The sequence below is a fragment of the Pseudomonas sp. UBA6562 genome (assembly GCF_002434265.1).
Lineage (GTDB): Bacteria > Pseudomonadota > Gammaproteobacteria > Pseudomonadales > Pseudomonadaceae > Aquipseudomonas.
On record NZ_DJJS01000008.1, the window covers coordinates 698573 to 717212 of the forward strand.

Consider the following 18640-nt stretch of genomic DNA (forward strand, 5'->3'; position numbering starts at 1 on the left):
CGGCCTCTTTCAGGCAACGCGGTCCTCTGATAGGCCGCACTAGCCGAGTCAGACCCGCCATACAAGCCATCGCGGCCGTTCGGAGCGCCGAACCGGCCGCTGCTGGCAGCTACTCAGCCCGATAAGGCAACAGCGTTCGGGCCTCTACGGCATAGGCCTGGACGCCAGCCCGCTCTTCCATCAGGAAATCCTCCACCGCCTGGCGCAAGCCCGGATGCCGCAGGTAATGCCATGACCGAGTGATGACCGGTTCGAAACCGCGGATCAGCTTGTGCTCACCCTGGGCTCCGGCGTCGAAGCGGCCCAGGCCCTGTTCGATGGCCAGCTCCATACCCTGGTAGAAACAGGTTTCGAAGTGCAGCCGGTCGAATTCGTCCAGGCATCCCCAATAACGTCCGTAGAAGGTCTCACTGCCCACCAGGCTCAAGGCCATGGCCACATCGCGGCTGCCTTGCCGGGCGATCACCACCTGGATGGCCTCGGGCATGCGCTCGCCGATCAGGCTGAAGAACGCGCGGGTCAGGTACGGCGCGCGGCCGCGCACGGCGTAGGTGTTGGCGTAGCAGCGGTAGATGAAGTCCCACTGCGTCTGGCTCAACTGCGTCCCGGTGAAGCGCTCGAAGGCGATGCCCTGCCCGGCCACCTGCTCGCGCTCCTTGCGCATCTGCTTGCGCTTGCGTGAGGTCAGGGTGTCGAGAAAGTCCTGGAAGTCGCGGTAGCCCCGGTTGCGCCAGTGGAACTGGCAGCCCAGGCGCTCCTGCCAATCGGCCTGCCCTGCCAACATGCCATCGAACGCCGGATCGGTGAAGTTGATGTGCGCGCCCGACAACTGCCCTTTGTTCAGGTACTCCGGCAGCGCCTGCAACAACATTTGCCCATCCGCCGCGTTGCGGGTCAGCAGGCGCGGGCCGCTGACCGGGCTGAAGGGCACGGCGCCGAGCAGTTTGGGGTAGTACGGGATGCCTGCCCGTTCGCAGGCTTCGGCCCAGCCATGGTCGAACACGTACTCGCCGAACGAATGCCATTTGCGGTAGGCCGGCAGCAGCGCGCAGACCTCACCCTCGCGCTCCAGCACCAAATGCTCGGCCGCCCAACCGGTTTGCCGGCAGACGCTGGCGCTGTCTTCCAGGGCGCTCAGAAAGGCGTGGCGCAAGAACGGTTGGTCGTTCGGGACGAAGGCGTCCCAGGTGCTCGCGGGCAGGTCGTGCAGGTGGGCAAGGCTGTGCAGGCTGATCACGGCATCTACTCAAGCAGGAGGTCGATGCAGTATCCAGTAACAACCCTCCCCGACTCAAACCCTCATGCCTTAACCACACCGCCATCAATCGGACACGATTCTGTCACGACCCCCCGCAATACTTGCGCCTGTTTTCCGGAACCCGAGAAACCTGTCTAGCCAGGGCCTTTCCGGAAACTTGCCAACTTTGCCGGGGCAGGCATCCGCGCCTCCCCACACTTTCCAACGGGAGAACTGTATGCGCGTTGTTTCTACACTTACCGGATTCAGCCTGACCGGCCTGGTGCTGGCCCTGAGCACTCCGGCCAGTGCTGCCGTCGACGCCAAGCTGCTGGACATGCTGCGGGCCAATGGCTCGATCAATCAGGCGCAATACAGCGAATTGCAGGCTGACCTCGCCAACGAGAACAAGGAAAAGGCTGCGCAGAAGGCGCAGGTCGAGCGTGCGAGCTCCTTCGAACAGAAAGTCGCCTGGGCCGCCAAGACGCAAGTCAAAGGCGACGTGCGCCTGCGCTACGAAGACGTCAACGTCGACAACCCGATCAGCCGCAGCAACAACCAGGACCGCGAGCGCGTACGTGCCCGGGTCGGCTTCTACAGCGAGATCAACCCGCAGGTCGACGCCGGCGTGCGCATCGCCACCGGCAGCAGCGCCGACGGCCGCTCGACCAACCAGAGTCTGGACAACTACTTCGAGAAGAAATCGCTGTGGGTGGACCTGGCCTACCTCGACTGGCACCCCACCGGCATCCCCAACCTGCACCTGATCGGCGGCAAGATGCCGCAGCCGTGGGTGAGCATGGGCGACATCATCTGGGACAGCGACTTGAACCCCGAAGGTGTGGCCGCCACCTACAAGCACGACCTGGGCGGCGCCGAAGTGTTCGGCAGCGCCGGCCACTACACGCTCAAGGACAACGTCGACGGCGACGGCGTGCAGTACAAGCACGACGCGCAGCTATATCACGCGCAGTTGGGCACCAAGTTCGCCGCCACCGATGCGTTGAAGTTCACTTTGGGCGCCAGCTTGTACGCCTACGACAACGACAAGCCGTCGGCCTTCCTGCGCGCTTTGGGCAACACCACCGACGAATTCCAGCTGGTCGAAGGCTTCGGCCAGATCGACTACACCGGCTTCGCCATCCCGCTGTCGGCCTATGGCCAATACGTGAAGAACACCGAAAGCACCGACGGCATGGACCAGGCCTGGCTGACCGGCGTGAAGACCAAGTTCGGCGCCTGGAGCCTGGACTACAACTACCGCGACGTGCAACGCAACGGTGTGGTCAGCGCCTTCACCGACTCGGACTTCGGCAACGGCTTCACCGGCTCGCGCGGCCACAAGCTCAAGGTCGGCTACGAGATCGACAAGAACTTCTCCTTGGGCGCGGCCTACCTGATGGCCAAGACCGACTACTCCAACCTGCCCAACAGCAACGCCAGCGTCGACACGTTGCAGGTGGACCTGGAAGCGAAGTTCTAAGCCTCATCGCCTTCTGGCAACACGAAAACGGGAAGCGTCGCTTCCCGTTTTTCGTCTTTACGCACGGTGCCGCCGCTGCGGCATCAGCGCTTGCGCAGCAGCACGCTGCCGATCGAATACCCCGCGCCGAACGAGCTGAGCACGCCCAGCGCGCCGGGTTGCAGGTCATCCTGGTAAAGGTGGAAGGCGATCACCGAGCCGGCCGAACTGGTGTTGGCGTAGCGGTCGAGGATCACCGGCGCCTCGTCCTCGCTCACCTCGCGCCCCAAGAGCTTCTTGACGATCAGGTGGTTCATGCTGAGGTTGGCCTGGTGCAGCCAGAAGCGTTGCACGTCGCTCGGCTGCATGCCGTTCTCGCTCAGGTGCTCGGCGATCAGCTCGGCGACCATCGGACACACCTCGCGGAACACTTTGCGCCCTTCCTGCACGAACAGCTTGTCGGCATCGGCGACATGACCTTCGGCAGCGCGGTTGAGGAAACCGAAGTTATTGCGGATGTTGTTGGAGAACTGGGTCAGCAGGCGCGTGCTGACGATGTCGAACTGGTGCGCCGAGGTGGCTTTGTCCTGGCGCTCGATCAGCACCGCGGTGGCAGCGTCGCCGAAGATGAAGTGGCTGTCACGGTCGCGGAAGTTCAGATGCCCGGTGCACACCTCGGGGTTGACCATCAATACCGCGCGGGCCTGGCCCAGCTGCACGCTGTTGGCGGCGGTCTGGATGCCGAAGGTGGCCGAGGAGCAGGCCACGTTCATGTCGAAGGCGAAGCCCTGGATGCCCAGCGCCTGCTGCACTTCGATGGCGATGGCCGGGTACGGGCGTTGCAGGTTGGAACAGGCGACGATCACCCCGTCGACGTCGGCGGCGGTGCGGCCGGCGCGTTCCAGCGCCTGGCGCGCAGCGGCCACGGCCATCTCGCACAGCACCGAGGGCTCGTCGTTGCTGCGCTCGGGCAGGTTCGGCTTCATGCGCTGCGGGTCGAGGATGCCGGCCTTGTCCATGACGTAGCGGCTCTTGATGCCCGAGGCCTTTTCGATGAACGCGGCGTTGGATTCGGGCCACGGCTCGACCTCGCCGCGCTCGATGGCTTCGGCCTGCTCGCGGTTGGCCTGCTGCGCCCAGGTATTGAAGGATTCCACCAGCTCTTCGTTGGAAATGCTCTGGGCCGGGGTATACAGGCCGGTGCCGCTGATCACGACGTTATGCACGGTGGTTCCTCTAATCGGGGCCAGCCTCCAAGCGGGCGGCGGCACATGAAAGGTCAGGATGCTGGCACGGGCGTACCAACGTTGAAACGGCGACATCCCCCAGTAAAACCGGGGGTGTCGGCTCGATGACTAAACGGCGGCCAGTGTGCCACAAATTACGCGATCAACCCTCCACCTGGCTCCACTGCTTGCTCAGGCGCTTGTCCGAGATCGGTACCTTGGTGCCCAACTGCTGGGCGAACAGCGACACCCGGTATTCCTCCATCCACCAGCGGTATACGGCCAGTTGCTCGTCGCGCTTGCCCTCTTGGGCGTGCTTGTCGAGGCGGGTCTTGTATTGCGCCCACAGGTTGCTCAACTCGCCGCTCCAGACGCGATCCTTCTGCACCTGGGCACCGAGTTTCTCCAGGCGCAGTTCGATGGCCTTGAGGTAGCGCGGCAGCTCCTTGAACCACTGGCCTGGGGTCTCGCGCACGAAGCCGGGGTAGACCAGGTTACCCAGTTGCTGGCGGATGTCGTTGAGCGATACCGCCTGGCTCAGGTCGATCTTGCCCTTGAAGCGCTTCTGCAAACCATGCCACAGCTTGAGCACCTCCAGCGTTTGCCGGGCCAGGCGCTCGGCATGTTCGGCCCAGCCGCCACGCTTGCGCTCGGCCAGGGTCGCCAGGGCCGCGCCTTCGCGAGGCAACTGCGCTTCGCCTTCGAGGATGCAGCTGTCGAGGCTGGCCAGCAGGATGTCTTCGACCAGCGCTTCGCTGCGGCCCAGCTCGCGGTACAGCAGGCCCAGTTCGGTAAGCCCCGGCAGCTTGCCGCGCAGGAACTTGGCCGGCTCGGCCAACTGCTGCAACAGCAGGCGCTGCAAGGCGCGGCGATGCTGGTACTGCGCCTCGGCCTGGGTCGAGAAGCGTCCTTCGCGCACCGTGCCGCCCTCTTCGACCAGGGCCGGGTACACGGTCAGCGACAGGCCGGCGATCTTCTGCTGGGTGGTCTGCGCCACCTGGGCGAAGGCCTTGGCCTGCACCGGCTGCTCGGCCTTGTCAGTGCGCGGCAGGGCCAGGGCGGCCTGGCTGGCGGCGGCGAAGCGTGCGGTCAGCTCGGCCAGGTCACGGCCTTCGCCGAGGAACTTGCCCTGGCCGTCGACCACTTCGGTGTTCATGCGCAAATGGCTTTCCACCTGCGCCACCGACTCGGCCCAGGCCTCGTCCGACACCCGCGCGCCGGTCATGCGCAGCAGTTCCTGGCCCAGCGTCTGGGGCAAAGCGCCCTCGCCGAAGCTCAGCCGGGCCAGCGCCGCCTTGACGAAGTCCGGCACCGGCACGAAGTTCTTGCGCAGCGCCTTGGGCAGGTTGCGCACCAGGGCGATGCACTTGGCTTCCAGCAGGCCCGGCACCAGCCATTCCAGGCGCTCGCCCGGCAGGCTCGGTAGCAACGGCGCCGGCACCCGCACGGTGACGCCGTCGCGCGGGTGGTTGGGCTCGAAATGGTAGGTCAGGGGCAGACGCAGATCGCCGACCTTGAGGCTGTCGGGGTACTGCGCCGCCGTGACTTCGCTGGCTTCGCGGGCCAGCACGTCTTCTTCGCGCATGATCAGCAGGTCGGGCTGCTTCTGGCTGTTCATGCGGTACCAGGCGTCGAAGGTCGCGGTCTGGTGGATTTCGGCCGGCAGCCGCGCCTCATAGAAACCGTACAGGGTCTCTTCGTCGGCCAGAATATCGCGCCGGCGGGCCTTGGCTTCCAGCGCGTCGAGCTGTTCGAGCAGGCGTTTGTTGGCCGCCAGGCACTTGGCGCGGGACTGGATCTGCCCGCCGACCAGGCCTTCGCGGATGAACAGCTCGCGCGAAGCGACCGGGTCGATGGGGCCGAAGTGCACCGGGCGGCGGCCGACCACGATCAGCCCGTACAGGGTGATCTGCTCGAAGGCCACCACCTGCCCGCGCTTCTTCTCCCAATGCGGCTCGAAGTGGTTCTTCTTGATCAGGTGTCCGGCCAGCGGCTCGATCCAGTCCGGCTCGATCTTGGCCACCATGCGCGCGTACAGCTTGGTGGTCTCGACCAGTTCGGCGGCCATGACCCACTGCGGGCGCTTGCGGCCGATGCCCGACGAGGGGTGCACCCAGAAACGCCGTTGCCGCGCGCCCTGGTAGTCGCCCTCCTCGCTCTTCTGCCCGATCTGGCTGAGCAGGCCGCTGAGGATGGCCTTGTGCATGCGCGGGAAGTCCGCCGGTTCCTTGTTCACGGTCAGTTGCAGGTCGCGGCAGATCAGCGCCAGTTGCCGGTGCGCGTCGCGCCATTCGCGCAAGCGCAAGTAATTGAGGAACTGCTTGCGGCACCAGGCGCGCAGCGGGTTGGCGGTCAGCGCCTGGCGCTGCTCCTCGAAGCCGCGCCACAAGTTGACCAGCGCGGCGAAGTCCGAGTCCGCGTCCTTCCACTGCGCGTGCGCCTGGTCGGCGGCCTGCTGGCGCTCGGGTGGGCGCTCGCGCGGGTCCTGTACCGACAGGGCGCTGGCCACGATCAGCACTTCCTGCAAACTGCCCTGGCGCGCGCCTTCGAGCAGCATGCGGCCAAGGCGCGGGTCGATCGGCAGGCGCGCCAGTTGCCGGCCCAGCGGCGTGAGCTGGTTCTCGCGGTTGACCGCCGAGAGTTCCTGCAACAGGTTGAAGCCGTCGGTGATGGCTTTGCCATCCGGCGGTTCGATGAACGGGAAGGCGTCGATCTTGCCCAGGCGCAGGTGCAGCATCTGCAGGATCACCGCCGCCAGGTTGGTGCGCAGAATCTCGGGGTCGGTGAAGGCCGGCCGGCCGTTGAAATCCTCTTCGCTGTACAGCCGGATGCAGATGCCCGGCTCGACCCGTCCGCAACGGCCCTTGCGCTGGTTGGCGCTGGCCTGGGACACCGCTTCGATGGGCAGGCGCTGGACCTTGGCGCGGTAGCTGTAGCGGCTGATGCGCGCGGTGCCGCTGTCGATCACGTAGCGGATGCCCGGCACCGTCAGCGAGGTTTCCGCGACGTTGGTGGCCAATACCACGCGCCGCCCAGGGTGCGACTGGAAGATGCGCTGCTGCTCGGCCGGCGACAGCCGTGCGTACAGCGGCAGGATCTCGGTGTGGCGCAGTTGTGCCTTGCGCAGCATGTCGGCGGCGTCACGGATTTCCCGCTCGCCGGGCAGGAACACCAGCACGTCGCCCGGGCCTTTGCTCTGGCCGCGCTCGTGGGCGGCGATCTCGTCCAGGGCGGCGAGGATCGCCTGGTCGACCGTCAGGTCGTCTTCCAGGGCGTTGCCCTCTTCGTCCTGCTCGCTGGTCAGCGGGCGGTACCAGGTCTCCACTGGGAAGGTACGGCCCGACACCTCGATGATCGGCGCATCGTCGAAGTGCTTGGAAAAGCGCTCCAGGTCAATGGTCGCCGAGGTGATGATCAGCTTGAGCTCGGGACGCCGGTGCAGCAGCGTCTTCAGGTAACCGAGCAGAAAATCGATGTTCAGGCTGCGTTCGTGGGCTTCGTCGACGATGATCGTGTCGTAGCGTTCGAGCAGGCGGTCGTGCTGGGTTTCGGCCAGCAGGATGCCGTCGGTCATCAGCTTGACCAGCGTGTTGGCGTCGCTCTGATCTTCGAAACGCACCTGATAGCCGACCAGCCCGCCCAGGGGCGTACCGACTTCCTCGGCCACCCGTGCGGCCACGCTGCGCGCCGCGATACGCCGCGGTTGGGTGTGGGCGATCAGGCCGTGGCGGCCACGGCCCAGCTCCAGGCAGATCTTGGGCAGCTGGGTGGTCTTGCCGGAACCGGTTTCGCCGGCGATGACCAGCACCTGGTGTTCGGCCAGGGCCTTCTTGATGTCGTCGCGCTTGGCGGCGATGGGCAGGCTGTCGTCATAGCGGATGACCGGCACGCTCTGCTCGCGGGCGACCACCTGGGCGCAGGACGCCTGTACCTTTTCGACCCACTGCGCCAGGCGTGCTTCGTCTGGCCTTTTGCGTAGGTCGTGCAGTTGCCGACGCAGGCGGTGGCGGTCGGCGATCATGGCGTGGTCGAGGTTGTGCAGCAGTTGGTCGATGGTGTGGTCTGTCATGGGTCTCGGGCGTGAGCAGGGCTGGCCTGTCTGGGCATGATCGGCATTCATAGGGGCGCGATTGTCGCAGATTTGTGCCTGTTCGGCACGGCGGGGGCTGTTGAGGCAGGCGGTGGATCGTCGTTGGGCGGATTGCCGACGAAGGCCCAGCGAGGGCCTTCGTCGGTGCAGGGTAGTGGCGTCGTTGCGAACGCCGGCCAGGTCAGGCGCTTTTCTTGATGCCGAGCTTCTTCAGCTCTTCGTCGCGCAGCTCGCGGCGCAGGATCTTGCCGACGTTGGTGGTGGGCAGCGAATCGCGGAACTCGATCTGCCGCGCGACCTTGTAGCCGGTGAGGTTGGCGCGCATATGCTCGGTCACCTGCTCCTTGGTCAGGGTGGTGCCGGGCTTGAGCACCAGGAACACTTTGATCACTTCGCCGGATTTTTCGTCCGGTATGCCGATGGCGGCGCACTGCACCACGCCCGGCAGGCCGGCCAACACATCTTCGATCTCGTTGGGATACACGTTGAAGCCCGACACCAGGATCATGTCTTTCTTGCGGTCGACGATGCGCATGTAGCCGTCGGGCTGGATCAGGGCGATGTCGCCGGTCTTCAGCCAGCCTTGGTCGTCGAGGATTTCCGCCGTGGCTTCTTCGCGCTGCCAGTAGCCCTTCATGACCTGCGGGCCCTTGACGCACAGTTCGCCGACTTCGCCCAGCGGTAACTCGGCGCCGCTGTCGTCGATGACCTTGCACAGGGTCGACGGCACGGGAATGCCGATGGTGCCGATCTGGATGGCCTGCACCGGGTTGACCGTGGCGACCGGGCTGGTCTCGGTCATGCCGTAGCCTTCGCAGATCGCGCAGCCGGTGACGGCTTTCCAGCGTTCGGCCACGCTCAGTTGCAAGGCCATGCCGCCCGACAGGGTGACTTTCAGCGCCGAGAAGTCCAGGCCGCGGAAGCCTTCGTGGTTGCACAAGGCCACGAACAGGGTGTTGAGCCCCACGAAGCCGCTGAACTTCCACTTGCGCAGTTCCTTGACCACCGCCGGCAGGTCGCGGGGGTTGCTGATCAGCACGTTGTGGTTGCCGATCAGCATCATGGCCATGCAATGGAAGGTGAACGCATAGATGTGGTACAGCGGCAGCGGCGTGATGAGGATCTCGCAACCTTCCTTGAGGTTGGCCCCCATCAAGGCGCGGCATTGCAGCATGTTGGCCACCAGGTTGCGGTGGGTCAGCATCGCGCCTTTCGCTACGCCAGTGGTGCCGCCGGTGTATTGCAGCACGGCTACGTCGTCGGCGGCCGGGCTGACCTCGACCACCGCCTGGCCACGGCCCTTGGCCAGCGCATCGTTGAAGCGCACCGCCTGGGGCAGATGATAGGCCGGCACCATCTTCTTCACGTATTTGATGACGCTGTTGATCAGCAGGCGCTTGAGGGGCGGCAGCAGGTCGGCCACTTCGGTGACGATCACGTGCTTGACGGCGGTCTTGGGCACCACCTTTTCCGCCAAGTGCGCCATGTTCGCCAGGCATACCAGGGCCTTGGCACCGGAGTCCTTGAACTGATGCTCCATTTCCCGCGCGGTGTACAGCGGGTTGGTGTTGACCACGATCAGGCCGGCGCGCAGGGCGCCGAACACTGCGACCGGGTACTGCAGGACGTTGGGCAGTTGCACGGCGATGCGGTCGCCGGGCTGCAGGTCGGTGTGCTGCTGGAGCCAGGCGGCGAACTGGCCTGACAAGGTATAGAGCTCGCCGTAGGTCAGGGTCTTGCCGAAGTTGCTGAACGCCGGTTTGTCGGCGAAGCGCTGGCAGGATTGCTTGAGGACCGTCTGGACGTTGGGAAATTCGTCAGGATCGATCTCGGCCGCGATGCCGGCCGGATATTTGTCCTTCCAGAAATGTTCGATCATGGAGCCCCACTCCTTTAGCAACAGCGAATTCTCGCGCATTCATGCACTTATTATTGGGAGGCGATGACGGCTGACTGCAACCGGAGCATCGAAAGCGCGCCGAGAGTACCAGCTTTGCCAGAGAGCGACCACATTCGAGCGAGGGCCAATCGGTCATTAAAAGGACTTATTTGCGCACATCAGTCACGTAGCAAAAAACGCTACGTCCGTTTCGCTGGCGCGCCGTAAGCCGCGGGCCAGTGCCGCTGCCAGCCTATCCGGCACTGGCCCGCAGGCTATTTCGATTCAGCGCTCAAGCCGAGTCGCGCAGTTCGCGGCGCAGGATCTTGCCCACTGGGGTCATGGGCAGTGCCTCACGTACCACGATCTGGCGCGGCACTTTGTAGGCGGTAAGATTGGCCTTGCAGTAGGCCTTGAGGTCTTCGACATCGACACCGCCTTCGCGCGCCACCACGAACAGCTTCACCGCCTCGCCGGTACGCTCGTCAGTCACGCCGATGGCGGCGCAGTTGGCCACCTGCGGGTGGCCCATGACCACTTCCTCGACTTCGTTGGGGTACACGTTGAAGCCTGAGACGATGATCATGTCTTTCTTGCGGTCAACGATGCGGGTGAAGCCGTCCGGGTCGATCACGGCGATGTCGCCGGTCTTGAGCCAGCCGTCGGCGTCGAGCGTGTCGGCCGTGGCCTCTGGCTGTTGCCAGTAGCCCTTCATGACCTGCGGCCCCTGGATGCACAGCTCGCCTGGCGAGCCCAGGGGTTGCTCGTGGCCTTGTTCGTCGATCACCTTGAATGCGGTGCCCACCACCGGCACGCCCACCGTGCCGAGACGGGCCATCTGCCCATAGGGGTTGGTGCTGGCCACCGGCGAGGTTTCGGTGAGGCCGTAGCCTTCGACAATGCGGCAACCGGTCATCTGCTCCCAACGCTCGGCGGTGGCCTTGACCAACGCCGTACCGCCGGAGTTGGTCACTTTCAGGGCGGAGAAGTCCAGCGACTTGAAACCGGGGTGGTCCATCAGCGCGACGAACAGCGTGTTCAACCCCAGCAGCGCCGAGAAACGCCACTTGCCCAGTTCCTTGACGAAAGCAGGAATGTCGCGCGGGTTGGAGATCAGCACGTTGTGGTTGCCGGTGGCGACCATGCACATGCAGTTCGCGGTGAAGGCATAGATGTGGTACAGCGGCAGCGGCGCGATCATCACCTCGCGGCCTTCCTCGATCATCGGCTGGCCGTCGGCGCCATGCTGGGCGAAGCAGGCCAGCACTTGCAGCATGTTGGCGACCAGGTTGCCGTGGGTCAGCATAGCGCCCTTGGCCGGGCCTGTGGTGCCGCCGGTGTATTGCAGCACGGCGATGTCGGTCTGGGTTCGCGGGATGGAGGTGTGGCGCAGGCGGCGCCCGTCGCGCAGCACCTGCTTGAAGGGCAGTGCCTGGGGCAGCTGGTAGGCCGGGACCTTCTTCTTCACTTTGTCCACCAGCAGGTTGACCAGCCAACCCTTGGCGCTGGGCAGCAGATCACCGAGTTTGGCTTCGATCAGGTACTCGATGCCGCAGTCGGCCTGCACCTCCTGTACCCGGTCACCGAACAGGTTCAGGTACACCAGCGCGCGCGCGCCGGCGTCGCGGAACTGGTGACGCATTTCCCGGGCGGTGTACAGCGGGTTGGTGTTGACCACCACCAACCCCGCGCGCATGGCGCCGAACACCGCGACCGGATATTGCAGCACGTTGGGCAGTTGCACCGCGATGCGGTCGCCGGGCTTGAGCGAGGTGTTCTGCTGCAGCCAGGCGGCGAAGGCCGCGCTGTGCCGGTCGAGGTCGGCGTAACTCAGGGTGAGCCCCAGGTTGCTGAAGGCCGGCCGGTCGGCGAAGCGCTGGCAGGCGTGCTCGAAGACCTCTACCACAGAGGCGTAGCGGGTGGTGTCGAGGGTGGTGGGTACACCTGCCGGACGTTTGTCGTTCCAGAAGTCGGCGTGCATTTATTGTTGTTCCTTTGCCTGGACGGGGATGTCGGTTGGCCAGGGGCCTGCCCCTGGCGGCGCCGAGCCCGTGGAGCCGGCCCGGCACCCATCGACGTTAGCAGTTGCCTGCCCGGCTGGCGCTGGCCATTAACATCGTGAATCGTATTTTCCCAGGGCAGCCTATCCTGAAGCTTTACCCCGCGTGGCCAGACCAACCTTCGCCACTGCACACCGCGCATTTTTCCAACGCTCGCCGTCGTGTCAGGTTCGAGCGAACGCAGCGGTTGGTCGAGGAAATCAATCGCAAACCGCCAACCGCCGATATACTGGCGGGCTTGGACGCGCGCCGGTACTCGGTCGACCTGCGCCCACCGGCCCCTTTGCCTTTCCCGACCGCCGTTAAGGAACCCCGATGACCCAGGTCAGCAACACGCCCTACGAAGCCCTCGAAGTCGGCCAGACCGCCAGCTACGAGAAGTCGGTCGAAGAACGCGACATCCAGCTGTTCGCGGCCATGTCCGGCGACCACAACCCCGTACACCTGGACGCCGAATTCGCCGCCAAGAGCATGTTCCGCGAGCGCATCGCCCATGGCATGTTCAGCGGCGCGCTGATCAGTGCCGCCGTGGCCTGCACCCTGCCCGGCCCCGGCACCATCTACCTGGGCCAGAAGATGAGCTTCCAAAAGCCGGTGAAGATCGGCGACACCCTCACCGTGCGTCTGGAAATCCTCGAGAAGCTGCCGAAATTCAAAGTCCGCATCGCCACCAACGTCTACAACCAGAACGACGAACTGGTGGTCGAAGGCGAAGCCGAAATCCTCGCGCCGCGCAAGCAGCAGACCGTCGAACTGGTGTCGCCGCCGAACTTCGTCGCCGGCTGAATCCGTTGCCCGCACGCGCCTTGTAACAGGCTCTCGAGCCGCCCTGGGTTGCATGGCCGGTCCGCTTGGCGACCGCCATGAGCCGCTTTTCCCGGATGTGACCCGATGCCCGCACTGCCCCCGCAGCCCGCTTGCTGCGATCCGATCCAGTTCCACTGGCCCCTGCCCCGCCCCGTGCCCGGCGCGGTGCTGGCCAGTTGCGCTTTCGACCCGTCGCGGCTGGCGGCCGACGACTTCCAGCGCGCGGGCATCGAGCAGACGGCAGCCCTGCAACGCTCGGTGGCAAAGCGCCAGGCCGAATACCTGGCCGGGCGCGTTTGTGCCCGCGCAGCCTTGCAGCGCCTAGACGGCCGCCTCTATGTACCAGCCACGCACATTGACCGCTCCCCGGTCTGGCCGGCTGGCATCCACGGTTCTATCACCCACGGCAAGGGTTGGGCCGCAGCGGTGGTCGTGGCCGACGGCGCCTGCCAGGGCATCGGCCTGGACCAGGAATGCCTGCTCGACGACGAGCGCGCCCAGCGCCTGGCCGGGGAGATCCTGACCCCGGCCGAATTGCAGCGCCTGGACCCGGCACAGGTCGGCCTGACGGTGACACTGACCTTCTCCCTCAAGGAGAGCCTGTTCAAGGCCCTCTACCCCCTCACCCAGCAGCGCTTCTACTTCGAACATGCCGAGGTACTGGAGTGGTCGGCGACGGGCACGGCACGGCTGCGCCTGCTCACAGACCTGTCGACACACTGGCGAACGGGCGTGGAGCTGGAAGGACAATTCCGCTTGACCGACAAGCATCTTTTGAGCCTGGTCAGCGTTTGAAATAGCCGCGGCTGGACAGGCGGTCGCAAGCAATTTATGTGCTGAAAATCAACCTCAAAATTTCTTGCCTGCGTCGCTGTGTCCCCAAAAAACGCCGTAACCTGCTTGGGACAAGGCCTACAGCGAATAGCGAGATTTCACGCACACAGTACCCACAACTTATCCACAGGCCGCTCGCCTTGCAAAGGGTCCAAGACCGCATTATCTTGTATCGCATTCGCGGCCAACCACTACATGTTGGGTTTTGCGCCCGATTGCAAACACAAGTCCGGACAAGAATTCAAATGCTTTTTTGTGCGGAACTTCAAGCGGTACCAGCAGACAAATCGCTCCTGCAGAGGTGACCGAAGCAGCCCACCTGGGCCCCATCCGGTCATAGGTGCTCAAGCTTTCGCCAAGCACCAGACGGCAATGGGTTACGGGCCTGCCCGCAACCTTTGACTTCGGCCAGGGAGCGGCATTCGTCTGCCCTAATTCCTGAGTCTGTCCCGGAGTCGGCACGCCCGAACGAGCGAACGCGCGCGTCGCTTCGTTGTTCGGCGGTTAACAACGTGGACAGAACCGGTGGGCGCCCACAAGGCGCCTGAACACTATAGAAACTGTGGAGACACCCACCGATGCAAACCGACACAACTCGCGAGAACCTGCAGACGACGCTGCCACAGGGCGCCGCTTCCAACCAGGATCTGGCCGCCACTGCGCCCGGCCAATTGCGCGTGATCAAGCGTAACGGCACTGTCGTCCCGTACACCGACGACAAGATCACCGTAGCCATCACCAAGGCGTTTCTCGCAGTTGAAGGCGGCGCCGCCGCCGCCTCGTCGCGCATCCACGACACCGTCGCGCGCCTGACCGAACAGGTCACCGCCACCTTCAAGCGTCGCATGCCCTCGGGCGGCACCATCCACATCGAAGAGATCCAGGACCAGGTCGAATTGGCCCTGATGCGCGCCGGCGAGCAGAAAGTCGCCCGCGACTACGTCATCTACCGCGACCAGCGCGCCAAGGAGCGGGCCACCCGCGCCAACGCCGACGCCGTGGTCGAGCCGCACCCGACCATCCGCATCTCCCTGGCCGACGGCAGCAAGGCGCCGCTGGACATGACCCGCCTGAACACCATCATCAGCGAAGCCTGCGAAGGCCTGGCCGAAGTCGATGGCGAGCTGATCCAGCGCGAGACCCTGAAGAACCTGTACGACGGCGTCGCCCTGAAAGACGTCAACACCGCTCTGGTGATGACCGCCCGTACTCTGGTCGAGCGCGAGCCGAACTACTCCTTCGTCACCGCCCGCCTGCTGATGGACACCCTGCGCGCCGAAGGCCTGGGCTTCCTGGAAGTGGCCGACAGCGCCACCCACCACGAGATGGCCGAGCTGTACGCCAAGGCCCTGCCGGCCTACATCGCCAAGGGCGTCGAGTTCGAACTGCTCAACCCGGCGCTGAAAGACTTCGACCTCGAGCGTCTGGGCCAGGCCATCGATCACGAGCGCGACCAGCAGTTCACCTACCTGGGCCTGCAGACCCTCTACGACCGTTACTTCATCCACAAGGACGGCGTACGTTTCGAGCTGCCGCAGGTGTTCTTCATGCGTGTGGCCATGGGCCTGGCGCTGGAAGAAAAAGACAAAGAAGCCCGCGCCATCGAGTTCTACAACTTGCTGTCGTCGTTCGACTACATGGCCTCGACCCCGACCCTGTTCAACGCCGGCACCCTGCGCCCGCAGCTGTCGAGCTGCTACCTGACCACCGTGCCGGACGACCTGTCGGGCATCTACCACGCGATCCACGACAACGCCATGCTGTCGAAATTCGCCGGTGGCCTGGGCAACGACTGGACTCCGGTGCGCGCGCTGGGCTCCTACATCAAGGGCACCAACGGCAAATCCCAGGGCGTCGTGCCCTTCCTGAAAGTGGTCAACGACACCGCCGTCGCGGTCAACCAGGGCGGCAAGCGCAAGGGCGCGGTCTGTGCCTACCTGGAAACCTGGCACCTGGACATCGAAGAGTTCATCGAGCTGCGCAAGAACACCGGTGACGACCGCCGTCGCACCCACGACATGAACACCGCCAACTGGATCCCCGACCTGTTCATGAAGCGCGTCTTCGACGACGGCCAGTGGACCCTGTTCTCGCCGAGCGAAGTGCCCGATCTGCACGACCTCACCGGCAAGGCCTTCGAAGAGCGCTACGAGTACTACGAAGCCCTGACCGAGTACAACAAGATCAAGGTGTTCAAGACCATCCAGGCCAAAGACCTGTGGCGCAAGATGCTGTCGATGCTGTTCGAGACCGGCCACCCATGGTTGACCTTCAAAGACCCGTGCAACCTGCGCTCGCCGCAGCAGCACGTGGGCGTGGTGCACAGCTCCAACCTGTGCACCGAGATCACCTTGAACACCAACAAGGACGAGATCGCGGTCTGCAACCTGGGTTCGATCAACCTGCCGAACCACATCAAGGACGGCAAGCTCGACACCGCCAAGCTGCAACGCACCGTCAACACCGCCGTGCGCATGCTCGACAACGTGATCGACATCAACTACTACTCGGTGCCGCAAGCGCGCAACTCGAACTTCAAGCACCGCCCGGTGGGCCTGGGCATCATGGGCTTCCAGGACGCGCTGTACCTGCAGCACATCGCCTACGGCTCCGATGCGGCCGTCGAGTTTGCCGACAAGTCCATGGAAGCGGTCAGCTACTTCGCCATCCAGGCCTCCTGCGACCTGGCCGACGAGCGCGGCGCCTACGAGACGTTCCAGGGTTCGCTGTGGTCCAAGGGCATCCTGCCACTGGACTCGCAACAGATCCTGATCGAAGCCCGTGGCCAGAAGTACATCGACGTCAACCTGGAAGAGTCGCTGGACTGGGCACCGGTGCGTGCCCGCGTGCAGAAAGGCATCCGCAACTCGAACATCATGGCCATCGCGCCGACCGCGACCATCGCCAACATCACCGGCGTGTCGCAGTCGATCGAGCCGACCTACCAGAACCTGTACGTGAAATCGAACCTGTCGGGCGAGTTCACCGTGATCAACCCGTACCTGGTGCGCGACTTGAAAGCGCGCGGCCTGTGGGACGCGGTCATGATCAACGACCTGAAGTACTACGACGGTTCGGTGCAGCAGATCGAGCGCATCCCGCAGGAGCTCAAAGAACTGTACGCCACCGCGTTCGAAGTCGAGACCAAGTGGATCGTCGATGCCGCCAGCCGTCGCCAGAAGTGGATCGACCAGGCGCAGTCGCTGAACCTGTACATCGCCGGCGCCTCGGGCAAGAAGCTCGACGTGACCTACCGCATGGCCTGGTACCGCGGTCTGAAAACCACCTACTACCTCCGTGCCCTGGCCGCGACCAGCACCGAGAAGTCGACCATCAACACCGGCAAGCTCAACGCCGTGTCCAGCGGCGGCGACAGCGCCCCGGCCCAGGCCGCCGGCCCTGCCCCGGTGCCAAAGGCCTGCGCCATCGACGAGCCGGATTGCGAAGCCTGCCAATAAGGCCCACGAAACCCGCTCCTTTATAGGAGCGGGTTCGCAGTCCGCGCCAGCAACACCCCAGACACAACACGCCAAGGCCACTGCCGCCTCGGCCGCCCCACACCGGGCTTACCTGATTTGCGTGCACTGCCTCACCCCGACAAAGGGTCAGGAACCGCATCCCCTTTCAACGGCCCTACCTGCACAGGGCCCTCAACCAGGAGCATTCACCATGCTGAGCTGGGACGAATTCGATAAAGAAGACGGCGAAGCCGTCGCCAAGACCGCCACCCCGAGCCAGGCCGCCGCGACCGCGAACCTCGACCGCCTCGACAGCGCCGGCGACGCCGCCGCCCAAGAAGCGCGCGCCGCCACCGCCGCCGACTCCGACGCGGTCAAGCGCGCCAAGGCATCGCTGAACGACCTCGACGTCGCCGAAGGCCTGGCCGAGCTGGAAGGCTCCGCCGCCCGCGTCGCGGTCGACGAAAAGCGCATGATCAACTGCCGCGCCGACCTCAACCAGCTTGTGCCCTTCAAGTACGACTGGGCCTGGCAGAAGTACCTCGACGGCTGCGCCAACCACTGGATGCCGCAAGAGGTCAACATGACCGCCGACATCGCCTTGTGGAAGAGCCAGGACGGTCTGACCGAAGACGAACGTCGCATCGTCATGCGCAACCTGGGCTTCTTCTCCACCGCCGACTCCCTGGTCGCCAACAACCTGGCCCTGGCCGTATACCGCTTGATCACCAACCCGGAGTGCCGCCAGTACATCCTGCGCCAGGCCTTTGAGGAAGCGATCCACACCCACGCCTACCAGTACTGCATCGAATCGCTGGGCATGGATGAGGGCGAGATCTTCAACATGTACCACGAGATCCCGTCGGTCGCGAAAAAGGCCGCCTGGGGTCTGAAGTACACCCGCGCCATCTCCGACCCGGAATTCAACACCGGCACCCCGGAAAACGACAAGGAACTGCTGCGTAACCTGATCGGTTACTACTGCGTGCTGGAAGGCATCTTCTTCTACTGCGGCTTCACCCAGATCCTCTCGATGGGCCGCCGCAACAAGATGACCGGCGTCGCCGAGCAGTTCCAGTACATCCTGCGCGACGAGTCGATGCACCTGAACTTCGGCATCGACGTGATCAACCAGATCAAGATCGAGAACCCGCACCTGTGGGACTCGGCGATGAAAGACGAAGCCACGCAGATGATTCTGCAGGGCACCCAGCTGGAGATCGAATACGCGCGCGACACCATGCCGCGCGGTGTGCTGGGCATGAACGCGGCGATGATGGAGGACTACCTCAAGTTCATCGCCAACCGTCGTCTGACGCAGATCGGGTTGAAGGAAGAGTATCCGGGGACGACCAACCCGTTCCCATGGATGAGCGAGATCATGGACTTGAAGAAGGAGAAGAACTTCTTCGAGACGCGGGTGATCGAGTATCAGACCGGTGGGGCGTTGAGCTGGGATTGATTGTCCGGGCTTGAACTGGAAGGGCTGCCATTTGGCAGCCTTTTTTGTTGCTCGGAACACATTGTTAGAGGTTTGGCTACTTAGGTTGGGAAATCGCGATCAGCCCTTCGTCTACCTCAGCCATC

10 protein-coding genes are annotated in these 18640 nt (G+C 64.3%); 5 read left to right on the plus strand and 5 right to left on the minus strand.

The genetic code is table 11. From position 1 onward, the window contains the following. Window positions 1-109: 109 nt before the first annotated feature. Complete coding sequence (locus B4M43_RS18870; protein ID WP_296268976.1) at window positions 110-1237, minus strand: GNAT family N-acetyltransferase; 1128 nt, start codon at window positions 1235-1237, stop codon at window positions 110-112. Between the two features lie 238 nt (window positions 1238-1475). On the opposite strand from B4M43_RS18870, the gene B4M43_RS18875 reads away from it, so the two are divergent. Then, window positions 1476-2720, plus strand: a complete 1245-nt coding sequence (locus B4M43_RS18875; RefSeq protein WP_296268977.1) for a putative porin — start codon at window positions 1476-1478, stop codon at window positions 2718-2720. Window positions 2721-2803: 83 nt separating this feature from the next. On the opposite strand, the gene B4M43_RS18880 is transcribed toward B4M43_RS18875, so the two are convergent. The 4 genes from B4M43_RS18880 to fadD2 all read right to left on the minus strand — a co-directional run bounded on the left by B4M43_RS18880 (window position 2804) and on the right by fadD2 (window position 11875). Next, window positions 2804-3925, minus strand: coding sequence for a beta-ketoacyl-ACP synthase III (locus B4M43_RS18880; RefSeq protein ID WP_296268978.1), 1122 nt, complete (start codon window positions 3923-3925; stop codon window positions 2804-2806). A 163-nt stretch (window positions 3926-4088) separates the two neighbouring features. Next, window positions 4089-7994, minus strand: coding sequence for an ATP-dependent RNA helicase HrpA (hrpA, locus tag B4M43_RS18885; protein ID WP_296268979.1), 3906 nt, complete (start codon window positions 7992-7994; stop codon window positions 4089-4091). Window positions 7995-8196: 202 nt separating this feature from the next. Then, on the minus strand, window positions 8197-9894 hold the full coding sequence (gene fadD1, locus B4M43_RS18890) for a long-chain-fatty-acid--CoA ligase FadD1 (protein ID WP_296268980.1): 1698 nt from the start codon (window positions 9892-9894) through the stop codon (window positions 8197-8199). Window positions 9895-10186: 292 nt separating this feature from the next. Further along, the gene (gene fadD2, locus B4M43_RS18895) at window positions 10187-11875 is read right to left on the minus strand and encodes a long-chain-fatty-acid--CoA ligase FadD2 (protein ID WP_296268981.1); all 1689 of its coding nucleotides are present in this window, start codon (window positions 11873-11875) and stop codon (window positions 10187-10189) included. A 394-nt stretch (window positions 11876-12269) separates the two neighbouring features. On the opposite strand from fadD2, the gene B4M43_RS18900 reads away from it, so the two are divergent. From B4M43_RS18900 to B4M43_RS18915, 4 genes are all read left to right on the plus strand, one after another. Next, window positions 12270-12740 carry a MaoC family dehydratase gene (locus B4M43_RS18900; protein ID WP_296268982.1) on the plus strand — a complete coding sequence of 157 codons (471 nt, stop codon included), beginning with the start codon at window positions 12270-12272 and terminating at the stop codon, window positions 12738-12740. Between the two features lie 105 nt (window positions 12741-12845). After that, window positions 12846-13556, plus strand: a complete 711-nt coding sequence (locus B4M43_RS18905) for a 4'-phosphopantetheinyl transferase family protein (protein ID WP_414707870.1) — start codon at window positions 12846-12848, stop codon at window positions 13554-13556. Between the two features lie 617 nt (window positions 13557-14173). Next, entirely contained in the window at window positions 14174-17053 is a 2880-nt protein-coding gene (locus tag B4M43_RS18910; RefSeq protein WP_296268983.1) for a ribonucleoside-diphosphate reductase subunit alpha, read from the plus strand. Between the two features lie 211 nt (window positions 17054-17264). Beyond that, window positions 17265-18515, plus strand: a complete 1251-nt coding sequence (locus B4M43_RS18915) for a ribonucleotide-diphosphate reductase subunit beta (RefSeq protein ID WP_296268984.1) — start codon at window positions 17265-17267, stop codon at window positions 18513-18515. The last annotated feature ends 125 nt before the right edge of the window (window positions 18516-18640 follow it).

Excerpts from the sequence above, each read along its gene's own strand:
- B4M43_RS18875 (WP_296268977.1), top strand. The coding sequence starts at position 1,476 with ATGCGCGTTGTTTCTACACTTACCGGATTCAGCCTGACCGGCCTGGTG.
- hrpA (WP_296268979.1), bottom strand. The coding sequence starts at position 7,994 with ATGACAGACCACACCATCGACCAACTGCTGCACAACCTCGACCACGCC.
- fadD1 (WP_296268980.1), bottom strand. The coding sequence starts at position 9,894 with ATGATCGAACATTTCTGGAAGGACAAATATCCGGCCGGCATCGCGGCC.
- fadD2 (WP_296268981.1), bottom strand. The coding sequence starts at position 11,875 with ATGCACGCCGACTTCTGGAACGACAAACGTCCGGCAGGTGTACCCACC.
- B4M43_RS18900 (WP_296268982.1), top strand. The coding sequence starts at position 12,270 with ATGACCCAGGTCAGCAACACGCCCTACGAAGCCCTCGAAGTCGGCCAG.
- B4M43_RS18905 (WP_414707870.1), top strand. The coding sequence starts at position 12,846 with ATGCCCGCACTGCCCCCGCAGCCCGCTTGCTGCGATCCGATCCAGTTC.
- B4M43_RS18910 (WP_296268983.1), top strand. The coding sequence starts at position 14,174 with ATGCAAACCGACACAACTCGCGAGAACCTGCAGACGACGCTGCCACAG.
- B4M43_RS18915 (WP_296268984.1), top strand. The coding sequence starts at position 17,265 with ATGCTGAGCTGGGACGAATTCGATAAAGAAGACGGCGAAGCCGTCGCC.